Origin of the sequence: Variovorax sp. J22G73 (genome assembly GCF_030317035.1) — a bacterium.
Lineage (GTDB): Bacteria > Pseudomonadota > Gammaproteobacteria > Burkholderiales > Burkholderiaceae_C > Variovorax.
The window spans coordinates 586487-603697 of the sequence record NZ_JASZYK010000004.1 but is presented as its reverse complement, the minus strand read 5'-3'; the positions used below and the strand labels follow the sequence as shown (position 1 = coordinate 603697).

Genomic DNA, 17211 nt, shown 5'->3' with positions numbered 1-17211 from the left:
GGACTGCGCGGGCCTTACTTGCCGGCGCCCAGGTCCATGATCAGGCGCGCGGCCATGTACAGGCGGCGCGGAATGGCGCTGATGTCCACGTACTCGGCCTTGTCGCTGTGGTAGCCGAAGCCCGGCAGGCCCAGGCTCTCGATCACGGGCTTGCCCGAGAGCGCCGCGTAGGCCGCGTCGGTGCCACCGCCGGTGCGCTCTTCCACGCCCAGGTTGCCGCCGGCTTCCTTGTAGAAGGCCACGGCCTTGTCGACCAGCTTCTTGCCGCCTTCGCCGGCATTGAAGGCCGGGCGGCCGCGCGTGATGAGCACCTTGACGTCGGCGTCGGGCAGCTTCTTTTGCTGCGCGCGCTCTTCCAGCGTCTTCATGGCCGCGTCGAAGTCTTCGTTGCGCGCGTAGCGCACGTCGGCGTTCAGCGTGGCGCTGGCGGGAATGATGTTCGACACGTTGCCGGCCTTGGCAATGGTCCAGTTGAAGCGCAGGTTCTTCGACTTGTCGTCGATGTTCATGGTGCGCAGCACCAGGTCGGAGGCCTCGACCAGCGCGTTCACGCCCAGCTCGGGCGCGGCGCCCGCGTGCGAGGCCTTGCCCGTGATGTTGACCTGCACGTAGGCGATGCCCGAGGTGCCCAGCGAGAGCTTCTCGTCGCCGGCGCTGGTGGGCTCGAAGGAGAGCACGTAGTCGGCCAGCTTGGCTTCTTCCTGGATCAGGTCGCGCGAACCGAAGGAGCCTTTTTCCTCGTCGGTGTTGAACAGCACGGTGATGGTGCCGTAGTCGCGCACGCCGTAGTCCTTCAGCAGCTTGAGCGTGTGCAGGATGACGGCGTTGCCGCCCTTGTCGTCGGCGATGCCGGGGCCGTAGGCCTTGTCGCCCTCGACCTTGAACGGCGCCTTCGCGAGGATGCCCTTCAGGTACACGGTGTCCATGTGCGACAGCAGCAGCAGGTTCTTGCCGCCGCGGCCCTTGATCTTGCCCACGATGTTGTCGCCCACCACGATGCCGGCCGACTTGCTGCGCGTGACGGTGAAGCCCAGGTTCTTGAGCTCGCCCTCGAGGTAGCTGCCCGCGGCGGCAATGCCTTCGGCGTCGCCGGTGCCGGTCTCGATGTTGACGAGCTTTTCCAGCGTCTTGATCACCGCGGGCTGCTCGTCGGTGGCAGCCTGGAACAGCACGTTGTCGCGCTTCTGGGCCCAGGCGGCGTTCGCCATGAAGGCGGTGGCCAGCACGGCGCCAATGGCGGTCACGGCGGTACGGTGGATGGATGGGCGCATGAATTCTCCTGCTCTACGCATGTTTTGCATTGTTTGAAATAACCGAATGAAAAAGCCGGCAAGGCACCCGTCCCCCGGGCGCCGTGCCGACCATTGCTTTTATAGCAATTCGAGTGCCACCGCCGTGCCTTCGCCCCCGCCGATGCACAGCGTGGCCACGCCGCGCTTCTTGCCGCGCGCCTTCAGCGCGTGGATCAGCGTGACCATGATGCGCGCGCCGCTCGCGCCGATCGGGTGGCCCAGCGCGCAGGCGCCGCCGTGCACGTTCACGATCTCGTGCGACACGTCGAGCTCGTGCATCAGCGCCATCGGCACCACGGCGAAGGCTTCGTTCACTTCCCACAGGTCCACGTCCTTCACCGCCCAGCCGGTCTTCTTGAACAGCTTGGCGACGGCGCCCACCGGGGCGGTGGAGAACCACTCGGGCTGCTGCGCGTGCGTGGCGTGGCCGACGATGCGGGCGATGGGCCTGGCGCCGATCTTCTTCGCGTGCGACTCGGTCATCATCACCAGCGCGGCCGCGCCGTCGTTGATCGACGAGCTCGACGCGGCGGTGATGGTGCCGTTTTCCTTCTTGAACGCGGGCTTGAGCGTGGGGATCTTGTCGAGCTTGACCTTGCCCGGGCCCTCGTCGATGGACACCACCGTCTCGCCGCCGCGGCCCTTCACGGTGACGGGCACGATCTCGTCCTTGAACAGGCCGCTGTCGGTCGCCTTCTTGGCGCGCTCGACGCTGGCGATGGCGAAGGCGTCCTGCTGCTCGCGCGTGAACTTGTACTTGGCCGCGCAGTCTTCGCCGAAGGTGCCCATGGAGCGGCCCGGCTGGTAGGCGTCTTCCAGGCCGTCGAGCATCATGTGGTCGAAGATGCGGTCGTGGCCCATGCGGTAGCCGCCGCGGCCCTTGAGCATGAGGTAGGGCGCGTTGGTCATGCTTTCCATGCCGCCCGCCACGATCACGTCGTGCGTGCCGGCCAGCAGCAGGTCGTGCGACAGCATGGCGGCCTTCATGGCCGAGCCGCACATCTTGCTGAGCGTGACCGCGCCCGCGCTGTCGGGCAGGCCGCCCTTGTAGGCCGCCTGGCGCGCCGGCGCCTGGCCCTGGCCGGCCATCAGGCAGTTACCGAACAGCACCTCGCCCACGCTGTCGGGCGCGATGCCGGCGCGCTCGACGGCGGCCTTGATGGCGGCGCCGCCCAGGTCGTGCGCGGCAAGCGATGAAAAGTCGCCCTGGAAGCTGCCCATGGGGGTGCGGGCCAGGCCGACGATGACGATGGATTCGGACATGTGGAGGTCTCCTTCAGGAATGTGGAAGCGAAGCGAAAAACAAACAGAAACGGTCGGTCAGAAATGCGTCGCGTGGCCTTCGTGCTGGAAGCGCTGCGACTCTTCGTACGGGAACACATCGAGCATCTGGCCGGCCTGGATGCGTTCCTTGTGGTGCTGCCAGAAGGCGGCGTCGAGCAGGTCGGCGTGGTGCGCCATGAAGGCCGCGCGCACGTCGCTGTTGCCCAGCAGGAAGGGCTCGAAGGTCTCGGGGAACACGTCCTTCGGGCCCACCGAGTACCAGACCTCGCCGCTCATTTCTTCTTCCTCGTTGCGCGGCGCGGGCACCTTGCGAAACTTGCAGTCGGTGACGTATTCGATCTCGTCGTAGTCGTAGAACACCACCTTGCCGCCGCGCGTGACGCCAAAATTCTTCCACAGCATGTCGCCGGGAAAGATATTGGCCGCGACCATGTCCTTGATGGCGTTGCCGTACTCGACCACCGCATGCTCCAGCTGGTCTTTCGCGCGCCTGGCGTGCGCCGGGCTCTCGGGGTCGGCCAGCGTGTCGAAGGCTTCCTGCAGGTAGATGTTCAGCGGGATCATGCGGCGCTCGATGTAGACGTGCTTGAGCACGACCTCCATTTCGCCATTGCCGTCGCGGTCGCCGATCTCGAGCTGGCTGGGCGCGAACTTCTGGATTTCCTCGATCAATCCCGGCTCGAAGCGGTCGAGTGGAAAACCCACGTCGCTGTACTCCAGCGTGTCGGCCATGCGGCCCACGCGGTCGTGCTGCTTCACGAGCATGTACTTGCCCTTGATCTGCTCGCGCGTGGTGTCCTTCTGCGGCGGGTAGTAGTCCTTGATGAGCTTGAACACGAAGGGGAACGAGGGCAGGTCGAACACCAGCATGACCATGCCCTTGATGCCCGGCGCGATGCGGAAGCGGTCGCTGGAGTAGTTCAGGTGCGAGAGAAAGTCGCGGTAAAAAAGGGTCTTGCCCTGCTTGGCCAGGCCGAGCGCGTTGTAGATCTCGGCGCGGGGCTTGCGCGGCATGAGCGAGCGCAGGAACTGCACCCACGCCGAAGGCACTTCCATGTCGACCATGAAGTACGCGCGCGCAAAGCTGAAGAGCATCTGCAGGTCGTCTTCGCCGAACAGCGCCGCGTCGATGTAGAAGCGACCGCGGCTGTCGTGCAGGATGGGCAGCGAGAACGGAATCTCGACGAAGCCGTTCATGATCTTGCCTACCACGTACGCGCCCTTGTTGCGAAAGAACAGCCCCGAGAGCACCTGCAGCTGGAAGTTGGCGCGCAGCTTCACCTGGTGGAAGCGGTTCGATATGGCGTGCGCCACGCGCTCTGCATCGCGCCGCTTGTTGGCGAAGGTGCCCAGCAGCGCGAAGTCGTCGAGCATCTGCTCCACGGTGTCGGCCAGCGTCCGGGGCTCGGGGTAGTAGGGGCGGTAGGTGGGGGCGCCGCGCGGCTCGATGTACTCGGTGCTGATCGCCGGGCGCACGAAGATGAAGTCGTTCTGGAAGTACGCGCGGTGAAGGATCTTGGTGGTCACCGAGTTGAAGAAGCTCTCGGCCAGCTCGGGCTGGTGGTGGTCCACCAGCAGGCCGATGTAGTGCAGCTTGACCTGGTGCCACACGTCCATCGGCTGCTCGCCGGCCTTGAACTCCTTCTCGAGCCGGGCCACGGCCTCGCTCACGCGCAGGTCGTAGAACTCGATGCGCTCGCGCTGCGCGCGCTGCTGGCCGTGCCAGTCGGCGGTTTCGAAGCGGTGCTTGGCACGCGCCGACTCGGCGCGAAACAACCGGTAGTGTCGGTTGAAGCCGTCCATCATCGCCTTCGCGATGTCATAGGCCAGCGGCGAGTCGAGGCGTTGCGGGAACATGGACGGGGGACGGGGGCAAAGCGCCGCTGGATTGCCGTTCTATTACCGTTCTATTGCCGTTGCGTCGGTCTGCCGCGGCCCGCGTCAGGCCGCGGCGGGGCTTCCCGTGCCGCCGGCTTCGGGCTGCGGCGCGATGGCCTGCGCCTCCTGCACGGCTTGGTTCACCTGCACGCCTTGCGTGGTCAGTGCCTGGATCACTTCGCCGGGCTTGCTCCACTTGTAGCGAATGCGCTGCACCGCGGCCTTGTACACGCCGTCCAGCGGCTTGGCGCCGTCCACGCTCAGGCCCAGGTCCTGCAGCAGGCCGTCGTGCACGCCGAAGGTCCAGCCGTGGATCTTGACCTTCTGGCCGCGCGCCCAGGCGTCGACCATGACGGTGCTGACGGCCACGTTGACCACCTGCTCGGCCACGTTCAGCTCGCACAGCGCATCGACGCGGGCTTCTTCGTCGGGCAGGCTTTCGAGCATCACGTGGTGGCGGTCGCGCACGTCCTGGATGTGGCGGATCCAGTTGTCGGCCAGGCCGATGCGCTTGCCGCTGAGCGCGGCCTTCACGCCGGCGCAGCCGTAGTGGCCCACCACCATGATGTGCTCGACCTTCAGGTGCTCCACCGCGAACTGGATGGCCGAGAGCGCGTTGAGGTCGGAGTGCACCACGATGTTGGCGACGTTGCGGTGCACGAACACTTCGCCGGGCTCCAGCCCGGTGATCTGGTTGGCGGGGACGCGGCTGTCGGAGCAGCCGATCCACATGTAGCGCGGTGTCTGCTGCTTGACCAGGCTGGTGAAGAAACCGGGGCGGTCGCGCTCCATTTGCGCGGACCACGCACGGTTGTGGGCAAAGAGGTCGTCGAGGTTGTCGGTGATGTCGGACATAGTGGCTCTATTGTCGATGAGTCGCGTGGTTCAGGCGCTGGCTTCCGCCGCCTTGGGGGCCTTGGGGGCCTTGAGGGCCTTGGTGGGCCTGGCCGGCCTGACCTGCTTTGTTGTCTTGCTTCCCTTGATTGCCTTCTGGGCCTTGGCCAGCGTGGCCCGCCCTTTTTTCTCGTGTTCGCGCACTTCCGCCAGGTTGGCCTGCAGCTCGGTCAGCTGGGCTTCGAGCTGGGCCCGGTGGGCGCCCAGCACGCCGAGGAATTTTTCCAGTTGCGGCACCGTGTCGCGCGGGCTGTCGTACATGTCCAGGATGTCCTTGGCCTCCGTCAGGCTCAGGCCCAGGCGCTTGGCGCGCAGCGTGAGCGTGAGCCGGGCCCGGTCGCGCGCGCTGTACACGCGCTGCAGCCCGGCCCGCTCGGGGGTGAGCAGGCCCATGTCCTCGTAGAAGCGGATGGCCCGCGTCGTGAGGTCGAATTCCTTCGCGAGCTGGCTGATGGTGAAGGTGGACGCGGGCATGGCAGGGCGGGTGGTGACGACGAAGGAGCCGAACAGGGCAAAAAAGGGTCGTTGCACGGGCGACAGCAGATTCGCGCCGCGATCCCTACAATGGTGCCCTTGACTCATGACGTTTACGTAAACGTCAATCTTACATGAACCTCCTCGAACGCGAACTCCACTACCCCCTGGGCGACACGCTGCCCCAGCCCGGCGAAGCCATGGAGGTGGCGCCCGGCGTGCGCTGGATCCGCATGCGGCTGCCCTTTGCGCTCGACCACATCAACCTCTGGCTGCTGCGCGACACCCTGGACGGCGTGGCCGGCTGGACGGTGGTCGACTGCTGCATCGACCACGCCGAGTCGCGCGCCCAGTGGGAGCAGATCTTCGAGACGCAGCTGCAGGGGTTGCCGATTCTGCGCGTCATCGTCACCCACATGCACCCCGACCACATCGGCCTGGCGCACTGGCTGTGCGAGCGCTGGAAGGCGCCGATGTGGATCAGTTCCACCGACTACCACGTGGCCCGCGTGCTCAGCACCGCCGGCGACACGCTCGCGGGCGGCGAGCAGGCGGCGAGCTTCTTCGCCTCGCACGGCATGACCGACCCCGAGGCGCTGGACAAGATCCGCGGGCGCACCAACTACTACGCCGAGCTGGTGCCCGCGGTGCCCGACACCTTCGTGCGCATGCTCGACGGCGACACCGTCACCATCGACGGCCACGCCTGGCGCTGCATCGTCGGCTACGGCCACGCGCCCGAGCACATCGCGCTGTTCTGCGACGAGCAGAAGCTGCTGCTGGGCGGCGACATGATGCTGCCGCGCATTTCCACCAACGTGAGCGTGCACGCGGGCGAGCCCGAGGCGAACTCGCTGCGCCTGTTCCTGGACAGCATCGACAAGTTCAAGGCGCTGCCGGCCGACACGCTGGGCCTGCCGTCGCACGGCAAGCCCTTCACCGGCATCCACCGCCGCGTCGAACAGCTGCAGGAGCACCACCGCGACCGCCTGGCCGAGCTGCTCGAGGCCTGCCTCGCCAGCCCGCTGACCGGAGCGCAGGGCCTGCCCATCCTGTTCAAGCGCCAGCTCGACGTGCACCAGATGACCTTCGCCATGGGCGAGACCGTGGCCCACCTGCACCTGCTGTGGTTTTCGGGGCAGGTGAAGCGCGAGCTGGGCAAGGACGGCATCTACCGCTTCGGCGCCAAGGCGAGCACCGCCTGAGGGAAATGCCGGGCATTTAGACTCGCCCGCATGAACACGCTGGCTCAGCTCCGCGCGGGCCAGCTGGCAGGCGCACAACGACTCGATCTCTCTTGCGGGCTCACCGAGTTCCCGCGCGAGGTCTTCGACCTTGCCGACTCGCTCGAGGTGCTGAACCTGTCGGGCAACGCGCTCGACACACTGCCCGACGACCTGCACCGCCTGCACAGGCTGCGCGTGCTGTTCTGCTCCGACAACCGCTTCACCACGCTGCCCGAGGCCGTCGGGCGGTGCCAGGGGCTGGACATCGTCGGCTTCAAGGCCAACCAGATCCACACCGTGCCGGCCGCCTCGCTGCCGGCGTCGCTGCGCTGGCTGATCCTCACCGACAACCACATCGAAGAGCTGCCTGGTTCGCTGGGCGCCTGCACCCGCATGCAGAAGCTGATGCTCGCGGGCAACCGGCTGCGCAAGCTGCCGGCATCGATGGCGGGGCTGGAGCGGCTCGAGCTGCTGCGCATTTCGGCCAACCGCTTCGAGGCGCTGCCCGCCTGGCTGGCGTCGCTGCCGCGGCTCGCGTGGCTGGCCTGCGCTGGCAACCCGTTCGACACGCAGGCTGAAGACGCAGCCATCGCCGCGCAGTCGGTGCCGCACGTCGACTGGGCCGAGCTGTCGCTCGGCAAGAAGCTCGGCGAGGGCGCCTCGGGCGTGATCCACCAGGCCTCGCTCGGCAAGAAGGCGCAGCAAGTGGCCGTCAAGCTGTTCAAGGGCGCGGTCACCAGCGACGGCTGGCCGCACAGCGAAATGGCCGCGTGCATCGCCGCCGGCCCGCACCCCACGCTGATTGCCGCGCAGGGCCGCATCGACGGCCATCCCGAGCGCACCGAAGGCCTGGTGATGGGCCTGGTCGACCCCACCTTCGTCACGCTCGCCGGGCCGCCCAGCCTGGCGTCGTGCACGCGCGACGTGTATGCGGACGACGCGCGGTGGACCTGCGGCGTGGCCTTGCGCATTGCCCGCGACATCGCCTCGGCCGTGCAGCACCTGCACGCGCGCGGCATTGTTCATGGCGACCTGTATGCGCACAACATCCTGTGGCATGCGCAGCGCGGCGGCCGGCTCGGCGACTTCGGCGCGGGCTGGATGACGGCGTCGTTGGACGCCGCACAGGCACGCACGTTCCAGGCGCTAGAGATGCGCGCCTTCGGCTGCCTGCTCGAAGAGCTTTTCGAGCGCTGCACCGACGCCGTGCCCCCCCAGGTGGCCGCGCTGAAAGACCGCTGCCTGCAGCCCGATGCGCGGAAGCGGCCCTCGGCCGCCGAGGCGCTGTCGCTGCTGCAGCAGGCCTCCTCGTCGCCATGACCCGCCGCCGCCCGCCGCAGCTGCCGCTGCCCACGCGCGACGGCGTGGGCCCGAGCTGCGTCGGCCTGCCGTACGGGCCGTGGCCGACCATCGCCGAGTTCCTGATCGAGCGCTTTCCCGCCATCACGCGCGAGGCGTGGCTGGCGCGCATCGAGGCGAACGATGTCGTCGACGAGCACCACGTGCCGGTGACCGTGGCGCGCCGCTACCAGTCGCCGCTGCGCGTGTACTACTACCGCGCGCTCGACAACGAGGTGCGCATTCCGTTCGACGAGCAGATCGTTCACCAGGACGACGAGCTGCTGGTGGTCGACAAGCCGCCCTTCGTGCCCGTCACGCCCACCGGCAAGTACCTGCAGGAAAGCCTGCTGGTGCGGCTGAAACGCAAGCTGCAGCTCGACGACCTGGTGCCCATGCACCGCATCGACCGCAGCACCTCGGGGCTCGTGCTGTTCTCGGTGCGGCAAGCGACGCGCGGCGCCTACCAGGCCATGTTCCCGGAGCGCCGCATCGACAAGCACTACGAGGCGGTGGTGCCCTGGCAGGAGGGCGTGTCGTCGGTGCCCGAGGTGTACCGCAGCCGGCTGGTCGACGACGCGCATTTCATGCGCGTGCGCGAGGAGCCCGGCGAGCCCAATTCCGAGACCCGCATCGAGGTGCGGCAGGTGCGCGACGGCCACGCGCTGCTCAGGCTCTCGCCGGTCACGGGCCGCAAGCACCAGCTGCGCGTGCATTGCCAGGCGCTGGGCATGCCCATCGTGAACGACCCGATCTACCCGGTGCTATTGCCCGAGGGCGCGGACGATTTCACAAAGCCCTTGCAGCTGCTGGCCAGGTCGCTGTCGTTCGTCGATCCGCTCAGCGGCGAGCTGCGCAGCTTCACCAGCCCGCGAAGCCTGTCGCTGCCTTCGGCGCAGACGTCGGGGTAGACGTCAGGGCAGACCTCGGGGCTGACACCGAGGTGACGCGCGCGGCGCGCCGCGCGCACTAAGCTCGTTTCCTGAAAAATCTTTCATTCAGGAGACACCCGCACCATGGACACCACCCAACTCTTCTCGCTGAAGGGCCGCACCGCGCTCATCACCGGCGGCTCGCGCGGCATCGGCCGCATGATCGCCGAGGGCTACCTGGCCCAGGGCGCGCGCGTGTACATCTCGGCACGCAAGGCCGCGGCCTGCGACCAGACGGCGAAGGAGCTGTCGGCCTTCGGCCACTGCGTGTCGCTGCCGGCCGACGTGTCGACGGTGGAGGGCGCGCAGGCGCTGGTCGAGGCCTATGCCAAGCATGAAGGCTCGCTCGACATCCTGGTGAACAACGCCGGCGCCGCCTGGGGCGCGCCGTATGCGGAGTTTCCGGAAAGCGGCTGGGACAAGGTGGTCGACCTGAACCTGAAGACCCCGTTCTTCCTGACCCAGGCGCTCACGCCGATGCTGAAGAAGGCGGCCACCGACCACCTGTCGAAGGTGATCAACATCGCCTCGATCGACGGCATTTCGGTGAACCCGCAGGAAACGTATTCGTATGCCGCCAGCAAGGCCGGCCTGATCCAGCTTACGCGCCGCATGGCGCTGCGGCTCGCGCAGGACCGCATCGTGGTCAGCGCGATCGCCCCGGGCGCGTTCGCCTCCGACATGAACAAGGACGCCCGCGACCACGGCGACGTGGTGAAGGACCGCATTCCGGCCGGGCGCATCGGCGTGCCGGAGGACATGGCGGGCGCGGCCATCTACCTGGCCTCGCGTGCCGGCGACTACGTGATGGGCTCGACGCTGGTGGTGGACGGCGGCGTGACGCACGCGCGCTGAGCGGAACCGCGCGCTTTCGCGGGGCGCCTTGTCCCCTCGGGGGCGGCATTGCACAGGCGGTTGCTACCATCAAGGCAATCCCAGCAATGCCAACCCCCATGACTTCATTTCCCTTCTCCGCCGTGCTGTTCGACTGCGACGGCGTCCTCGTGGATTCGGAACCCATCACCAACCGCGTGCTCGCCGAAATGCTCGGCGAGCTCGGCTGGCACCTGAGCACCGAGGAGTCGATGAACACCTTCACCGGCAAGGCCGTGAAGGACGAGGCCGCCCTCATCGAAGCGAAGACCGGCTTCAAGATCACCGATGAATGGCTCAAGGCCTTTCGCGCGCGCCGCAACGAGGCGCTGGAGCGCGACCTGGTCGCCATCGCGCATGCGCCGGCCGCCATTCGAGAAATCCACGCGAAGCTCAAGGGCCGCATCGCCTGCGCCTCGGGCGCCGACCGCCACAAGGTCGAGCTGCAGCTGGCCAAGGTCGGCCTGCTCGACCTGTTCCAGGGCCGCATCTTCAGCGGCCACGAAATGCCGCGCTCCAAGCCGCACCCCGATGTGTACCTGGCCGCCGCCGAGGCGCTGGGCGTGGACCCGAAGCGTTGCGCCATCGTGGAGGACACCGTCACCGGCGCCATGGCCGGCGTGGCCGCGGGCGCCACGGTGTTCGGCTATAGCACCGGCGAATCGGGCCACAGCGGCCCCGGCCCGCTGCTGAGCGTGGGCGTGGCGCGCGTGTTCAGCGACATGGCCGAATTGCCCGCGCTGCTTTCGGGGTACGGCCTGCAGCCGGCCTGAGTTTCTGATGCAATGAGGGGCTCAACCGACGAGCCGCAAGGCCTGCAGAGGAACCACACCCCCATGACCTCCGAATACAAGACCGAGCAACCCGAACGCACTGACATCGACGCACTCACCGGCCCCGCCGTCGTCGAGTTCGGCACCAACTGGTGCGGCATCTGCAAGGCCGCGCAGCCGAACATCGAAGAGGCCTTCGCCAAGTACCCCAACGTGCGCCGCATCAAGGTGGAAGACGGCAGCGGCCGTCCGCTGGGCCGCTCGTTCAACGTGCGGCTGTGGCCCACGCTGGTGTTCATGCGCGACGGCCAGCAGCTTGCCAAGCTGGTGCGGCCGGAAGACAGCCAGTCGATCGCGGATGCGCTGGCGTTGATCGATCAGCCGGGCTGAGTCTCGGGGTTTCGTTGCTGGGCGCGATCAGGCCAACGGCCTGTTCATGCGCCCCGAACCTACAACCCCTGCTGCCGGAAGTCCCGGGGCGCATGCCCCGTCCACTGGAAAAAGGCGCGAGAAAAACTCTTCTCGTTGCGAAACCCGACCGCCAGCGCCACCTGCTTGATCGGCCGTGTGGTGCGGCGCAACTGGTCGACCGCCATCTCGTGGCGCACTTCGTTCTTCAGCACCTGCAGCGATGTGCCTTCCTCGTGCAACTGCCGATGCAGCGTGCGGCTCGACACATTGAGCAGCCCCGCCAGCGCCTCTGCCGTGGTCGCCTCGCTGGCGCGTGAGCGCAGCAGCTCGCGCACGCGCTGGCCCAGCAGCCGGTCGCGACGGTATTGCAGGATGGTCAGCGGCAGCGCCCGCTTGAGCATGGTGCGCAGCGCGCGCTCGTCGCGTTGCAATGGCAACGCCAGGTAGCGCTCGTCGAAGCTGATGCTCGCCTGCGGCGCGTCGAAGCTCACGTCGGGCGTGAACATCGGGGCGTAGGCGTCGCGGTGCGGCGGCGGCGCGAACGGAAAGCCCGCATGGCGCAGCGAAATGCGCGAGTCGATGGCCCAGCACATGTAGCCGTGCATGAAGCGCAGGCTGGTCACCAGGCAGAACTCGCGAAAGGCCGCGTCGAGCGGGCGGTTCTCGGTGATGCGCAAGGTGGCCATGCCGCCCGCCACCTCCAGCGCCAGCCCGATGTCTTCGGTCAACAGCCGGTGGTGGCGGCACCAGCGCTTGATGGCCACGCCCAGGTCGGGCGAGCTCAGCGAGGCGCGGCACAGCATGCCGTAGCTGCCCCAGGGCAGGCGCCGCGAGAACCAGCCGAGCGCCTCGTCGTCGAGCTCCTGCATGGCGTGCTCGGACAGCGCCTCGAACTGCGCGGCCGTCACCCGGGCGCCCGGCCGGGCCAGATCGCGCGGCGTGATCTGTGCCGACTTCAGGGCCTCGGCCGGGTCCTTGCCGTAGCGCTCATAGCCCTGCACGATGGCTCTCACGAAGGCCATGGGCGTGACGGCGCGGGCAGGCCTGAGGAACGATGGGGACGACATGGTTTCAGCGGATGGGCGTGGCGCAATTTGCAACCATTGTGGCGCCAATTGCGGCGCTGCCGGGCGTAAGCTGCGGTTCTTCCAAGCGCCATTTCGCGTGGGCAGCCCTGCGCGCCGACCCCTCAGAGGAGACAACACACATGCACGATCCCGGCCTGAACTTCGACTTGGGCGACACCATCGATTCGCTGCGCAGCGCCATCCAGGACTTTGCCGCGAACGAAATCGCGCCGCGCGCCGCCGACATCGACCGCGACAACCTGTTCCCGCACGACCTCTGGCAAAAGCTCGGCGAGCTCGGCCTGCACGGCATGACGGTGAAGGAAGAGTTCGGCGGCACCGAGCTGGGCTACCTGGCGCACATCGTGGCCATGGAAGAAGTCTCCCGCGCGTCGGCCTCGGTGGGGCTGTCGTACGGGGCGCACTCCAACCTGTGCGTGAACCAGATCCACCGCAACGGCAGCGACGCGCAGAAGAAAAAATACCTGCCCAAGCTGGTGAGCGGCGAGCATGTGGGCGCGCTGGCCATGAGTGAGCCGAACGCCGGCTCCGACGTGGTGAGCATGAAGCTCAAGGCCGAGAAGAAGAACGGCTACTACGTGCTCAACGGCGGCAAGATGTGGATCACCAACGGCGGCGACGCCGACACGCTGGTCATCTACGCCAAGACCGAGCCCGAGATGGGCGCGCGCGGCATGACGGCCTTCATCGTCGAGAAGAACTACAAGGGCTTCTCCGCCGGCAACAAGCTCGACAAGCTCGGCATGCGCGGCTCCAACACCTTCCCCCTGTTCTTCGACAACTGCGAAGTGCCCGAGGAAAACGTGCTGGGCGGCGAAGGCCTGGGCGCCAAGGTGCTCATGAGCGGGCTCGACTACGAGCGCGCCGTGCTCTCCGGCGGCCCGCTGGGCATCATGGCCGCGTGCATGGACGTGGTGCTGCCCTTCATCCACGACCGCAAGCAGTTCGGCCAGAGCATCGGCGAGTTCCAGCTCATGCAGGGCAAGCTGGCCGACATGTACTCGACCTGGCAGGCCACGCGCGCCTACGTGTACGCCGTGGGCAAGGCCTGCGACCGCAACGACCATGCGCGCACCTTCCGCAAGGACGCGGCCGGCGCGATTCTGTATTCGGCCGAGAAGGCGACGTGGATGGCCGGCGAGGCGATCCAGGCGCTGGGCGGCGTGGGGTACACGAAGGAGTTTCCGGTGGAGCGGCTGTGGCGCGACGCCAAGCTGTACGAGATCGGCGCGGGCACGAGCGAGATCCGTCGGATGCTGATCGGTCGCGAGCTTTTCGCGGAAACGGCGTAGGGTTCCAGGATGAAGCGCTGCCCCCTCTTGCTCCCTCTCCCCTCGGGGAGAGGGCTGGGGTGAGGGCAGCAGCGATCGAGTCGAGCGCCGCGCTTCATCAAGGGCCGGCACCCTCACCCCAACCCTCTCCCCAAGGGGAGAGGGGGCAAGACAAGGAGACAAGACGATGCCACTGACACAAAGCATGGCCCAGGGCGCCACAGACGTCCCCCTCATCGAACAACCCATCGGCGACTTCTTCGACGACATGGTCGAGAAGCAGCCCGAGCGCGAAGCGCTCATCAGCCGCCACGAAGGCCAGCGCTTCACCTACCGCGCGCTGCAGGCCCGGTCCAACCAGCTCGCCAGCGCCTTGCTGAAGCTCGGACTGCGGCCCGGCGACCGCGTGGGCATCTGGTCGCACAACAACGTGCCGTGGGTGCTGATGCAGATCGCCACCGCCAAGGTCGGGCTGATCCTCGTCAACATCAACCCGGCCTACCGCACCTCGGAGCTCGAGTACGCGCTCAACAAGGTCGGCTGCAAGGCGCTGGTGACGATGGCGCAGTTCAAGACCAGCGACTACCTCGGCATGCTGCGCGAGCTCGGCCCCGCGCGCCTGCCGCAGCTGCAGCACACCTTCTGGATCGACAAGCCCGGCCAGGGCGACGAACAGCCGGGCATGCAGCGCTTCAGCCAGCTGCTGGCCAGCGGCGACGCCGCCGACCCGCGCGTGGCCGCCACGCAGAAGACGCTGAAGGCCACCGACCCCATCAACATCCAGTTCACCAGCGGCACCACGGGTTTTCCGAAGGGCGCGACGCTCACGCACCGCAACATCCTGAACAACGGCTTCTTCATCGGCGAATGCATGAAGCTCTCGCCGGTCGACAAGCTGTGCATTCCCGTGCCGCTGTACCACTGCTTCGGCATGGTGCTGGGCAACCTGGCGTGTCTCACGCACGGCTCGGCCATCGTGTACCCGAACGACGGCTTCGACCCGCTCACCGTGCTGGAGACGGTGCAGGCCGAGAAGTGCACCGGCCTGCACGGCGTGCCCACCATGTTCATCGCCGAGCTCGACCATCCGCGCTTCAAGGAGTTCGACCTGTCCACGCTGCGCACCGGCATCATGGCCGGCTCGCCGTGCCCGACCGAGGTGATGAAGCGCGTGGTCGACCAGATGCACCTGGGCGAGATCACCATCGCCTACGGCATGACCGAGACCAGCCCCGTGAGCTGCCAGAGCAGCACCGACACGCCGCTGGACAAGCGCGTGTCCACCGTGGGCACGGTACAGCCGCACCTCGAGGTGAAGATCATCGACCCCGAGACCGGCGCCATCATGCCCACGGGCCAGTCGGGCGAGCTGTGCACGCGCGGCTACTCGGTGATGCACGGCTACTGGGACGACGAGCCGCGCACGCGCGAGGCCATCGACCCCGAGCACTGGATGCACACCGGCGACCTGGCCACCATGGACGCCGAGGGCTACGTCAACATCGTCGGGCGCATCAAGGACCTGGTGATCCGCGGCGGCGAGAACATCTACCCGCGCGAGATCGAGGAGTTCCTGTACCGCCACCCGAAGGTGCAGGACGTGCAGGTGGTGGGGCTGCCCGACCGGAAGTACGGCGAAGAGCTGTGCGCGTGGATCATCGTCAAGCCCGGCCAGAGCGCCACCGACGAGGACATCCGCAGCTTCTGCAAGGGCCAGATCGCGCACTACAAGGTGCCGAAGTACATCCAGTTCGTCACCGAGTTCCCGATGACGGTGACCGGCAAGATCCAGAAATTCAAGATCCGCGACGCCATGACCGAGCAGCTCGGCCTGACGAAAGAAAAGACAGCATGAGCCAACTAGAAACCAAACTCAACGCCCGCTCCGCAGACTTCCAGGCCAATGCCGCCGCCATGCGCGCGCTGGTCGACGACCTGCACGCGCAGTTCGCCAAGGTGGAGCAGGGCGGCGGCGAGGCCGCGCGCGCCAAGCACACGGCACGCGGCAAGCTGCTGCCGCGCGACCGCGTGGCCGAGCTGCTTGACCCGGGCACGCCCTTCCTGGAGATCGCGCCGCTGGCCGCGCATGCGATGTACCTCGACGCGAAGGGGGCCGAGTCGGCACCCGGCGCCGGCATCATCGCGGGCATCGGCCGCGTGAACGGCGTGGACTGCATGGTCGTGTGCAACGACGCCACCGTGAAGGGCGGCACCTACTACCCCATGACGGTGAAGAAGCACCTGCGCGCGCAGGAAATCGCCGAGCAGAACCGCCTGCCCTGCATCTACCTGGTCGACTCGGGCGGCGCCAACCTGCCGAACCAGGACGAGGTGTTTCCCGACCGCGACCACTTCGGCCGCATCTTCTACAACCAGGCCAACATGAGCGCCCAGGGCATCCCGCAGATCGCGGTGGTCATGGGCTCGTGCACGGCCGGCGGCGCCTACGTGCCGGCGATGAGCGACGAATCGATCATCGTGAAGAACCAGGGCACCATCTTCCTGGGCGGCCCGCCGCTGGTGAAGGCGGCCACCGGCGAGGTGGTGACGGCCGAGGACCTGGGTGGCGGCGACGTGCACACGCGCCTGTCGGGCGTGGTCGACCACCTGGCGCAGAACGACCTGCATGCGCTGGCGCTCGCGCGCTCGGCGGTGGCCAACCTCAACGCGAAGGCGGCCGATGCCCCGGTCAAGACCGGGGTGCGCGCGCCCGCGTTCCCGCGCGAAGAGCTCTACGGCGTGATTCCCACCGACACGCGCAAGCCCTTCGACGTGCGCGAGATCATTGCGCGCATCGTCGACGGCAGCGAGTTCCACGAGTTCAAGGCGCGCTTCGGCGCCACGCTGGTGTGCGGCTTCTCGGAGATCGAGGGCATGCCCGTGGGCATCGTGGCCAACAACGGCATCCTGTTCAGCGAGTCGGCGCAGAAGGGCGCGCACTTCATCGAGCTGTGCTGCCAGCGCAAGATCCCGCTGGTGTTCCTGCAGAACATCACCGGGTTCATGGTGGGCCGCAAGTACGAGAACGAAGGCATCGCGCGCCACGGCGCCAAGATGGTGACGGCGGTGGCCACGGCCAACGTGCCCAAGTTCACGATCATCATCGGCGGCAGCTTCGGCGCCGGCAACTACGGCATGTGCGGCCGCGCGTACAGCCCGCGCTTCCTGTGGATGTGGCCGAACGCGCGCATCAGCGTCATGGGCGGCGAGCAGGCCGCGAGCGTGCTGGCCACGGTGAAGCGCGACGGCATCGAGCTGAAGGGCGGCAGCTGGAGCAAGGAAGAAGAAGAGGCCTTCAAGGCCCCCATTCGCCAGCAGTACGAAGACCAGGGCCACCCCTACTACGCCACCGCGCGCATCTGGGACGACGGCATCATCGATCCGGCGGACACGCGCCGCGTGCTGGCGCTCGGTCTTGCCGCGGCGCGCAACGCGCCGATTCCCGAGCCGAAGTTCGGCATCTTCCGCATGTGAGGC

The 17211-nt window shown here is 67.4% G+C and carries 14 protein-coding genes and 1 pseudogene; 9 read left to right on the top strand and 6 right to left on the bottom strand.

Translation table 11 applies throughout. The features are described from left to right. Nucleotides 1-14 precede the first annotated feature (14 nt). The 5 genes and pseudogenes from QTI51_RS19335 to QTI51_RS19315 form a co-directional block, all read right to left on the bottom strand. Nucleotides 15-1271 (bottom strand): glutamate carboxypeptidase, encoded by a 1257-nt coding sequence (locus QTI51_RS19335; RefSeq protein ID WP_116909586.1) that lies wholly within the window; start codon nt 1269-1271, stop codon nt 15-17. A gap of 99 nt (nt 1272-1370) precedes the next feature. Continuing rightward, nucleotides 1371-2555, bottom strand: coding sequence for an acetyl-CoA C-acyltransferase (locus QTI51_RS19330; RefSeq protein WP_116909585.1), 1185 nt, complete (start codon nt 2553-2555; stop codon nt 1371-1373). A gap of 57 nt (nt 2556-2612) precedes the next feature. Then, nucleotides 2613-4433, bottom strand: a complete 1821-nt coding sequence (aceK, locus tag QTI51_RS19325; RefSeq protein ID WP_116909584.1) for a bifunctional isocitrate dehydrogenase kinase/phosphatase — start codon at nt 4431-4433, stop codon at nt 2613-2615. An 84-nt stretch (nt 4434-4517) separates the two neighbouring features. Next, nucleotides 4518-5309, bottom strand: a complete 792-nt coding sequence (gene can, locus QTI51_RS19320; protein WP_207786687.1) for a carbonate dehydratase — start codon at nt 5307-5309, stop codon at nt 4518-4520. 117 nt (nt 5310-5426) lie between these two features. After that, nucleotides 5427-5822: pseudogene (locus QTI51_RS19315) on the bottom strand (MerR family transcriptional regulator); the annotation flags it as partial. A 134-nt stretch (nt 5823-5956) separates the two neighbouring features. Between QTI51_RS19315 and QTI51_RS19310 the strand changes: the two are divergent. The 6 genes from QTI51_RS19310 (at nt 5957) to QTI51_RS19285 (ending at nt 11354) form a co-directional block, all read left to right on the top strand. Continuing rightward, a complete protein-coding gene (locus tag QTI51_RS19310) occupies nt 5957-7027 on the top strand; it encodes an MBL fold metallo-hydrolase (RefSeq protein WP_286515995.1) in 1071 nt (356 codons plus the stop codon). Between the two features lie 30 nt (nt 7028-7057). Continuing rightward, nucleotides 7058-8368 carry a leucine-rich repeat-containing protein kinase family protein gene (locus tag QTI51_RS19305; RefSeq protein WP_116909581.1) on the top strand — a complete coding sequence of 437 codons (1311 nt, stop codon included), beginning with the start codon at nt 7058-7060 and terminating at the stop codon, nt 8366-8368. Beyond that, entirely contained in the window at nt 8365-9297 is a 933-nt protein-coding gene (locus QTI51_RS19300; RefSeq protein ID WP_116909580.1) for a pseudouridine synthase, read from the top strand. The genes QTI51_RS19305 and QTI51_RS19300 overlap by 4 nt, the downstream gene beginning before the upstream one ends. A 105-nt stretch (nt 9298-9402) precedes the next feature. After that, nucleotides 9403-10173: an SDR family oxidoreductase gene (locus tag QTI51_RS19295; RefSeq protein ID WP_116909579.1), complete on the top strand. Its 771-nt coding sequence runs from the start codon at nt 9403-9405 to the stop codon at nt 10171-10173. A gap of 98 nt (nt 10174-10271) precedes the next feature. Next, complete coding sequence (locus QTI51_RS19290) at nt 10272-10964, top strand: HAD family hydrolase (RefSeq protein WP_116909578.1); 693 nt, start codon at nt 10272-10274, stop codon at nt 10962-10964. 63 nt (nt 10965-11027) lie between these two features. Further along, nucleotides 11028-11354 (top strand): thioredoxin family protein, encoded by a 327-nt coding sequence (locus QTI51_RS19285; protein ID WP_116909577.1) that lies wholly within the window; start codon nt 11028-11030, stop codon nt 11352-11354. Nucleotides 11355-11413: 59 nt separating this feature from the next. Here QTI51_RS19285 and QTI51_RS19280 read toward each other — a convergent pair whose 3' ends face one another. After that, on the bottom strand, nt 11414-12442 hold the full coding sequence (locus QTI51_RS19280) for an AraC family transcriptional regulator (RefSeq protein WP_116909576.1): 1029 nt from the start codon (nt 12440-12442) through the stop codon (nt 11414-11416). A 140-nt stretch (nt 12443-12582) separates the two neighbouring features. Here QTI51_RS19280 and QTI51_RS19275 point away from each other — a divergent pair, with 140 nt between their 5' ends. The 3 genes from QTI51_RS19275 (at nt 12583) to QTI51_RS19265 (ending at nt 17208) form a co-directional block, all read left to right on the top strand. After that, entirely contained in the window at nt 12583-13755 is a 1173-nt protein-coding gene (locus tag QTI51_RS19275) for an isovaleryl-CoA dehydrogenase (protein WP_116909575.1), read from the top strand. A 166-nt stretch (nt 13756-13921) separates the two neighbouring features. Further along, the gene (locus tag QTI51_RS19270; protein ID WP_116909574.1) at nt 13922-15589 is read left to right on the top strand and encodes an AMP-binding protein; all 1668 of its coding nucleotides are present in this window, start codon (nt 13922-13924) and stop codon (nt 15587-15589) included. Beyond that, complete coding sequence (locus tag QTI51_RS19265; RefSeq protein WP_116909573.1) at nt 15586-17208, top strand: carboxyl transferase domain-containing protein; 1623 nt, start codon at nt 15586-15588, stop codon at nt 17206-17208. The genes QTI51_RS19270 and QTI51_RS19265 overlap by 4 nt, the downstream gene beginning before the upstream one ends. The last annotated feature ends 3 nt before the right edge of the window (nt 17209-17211 follow it).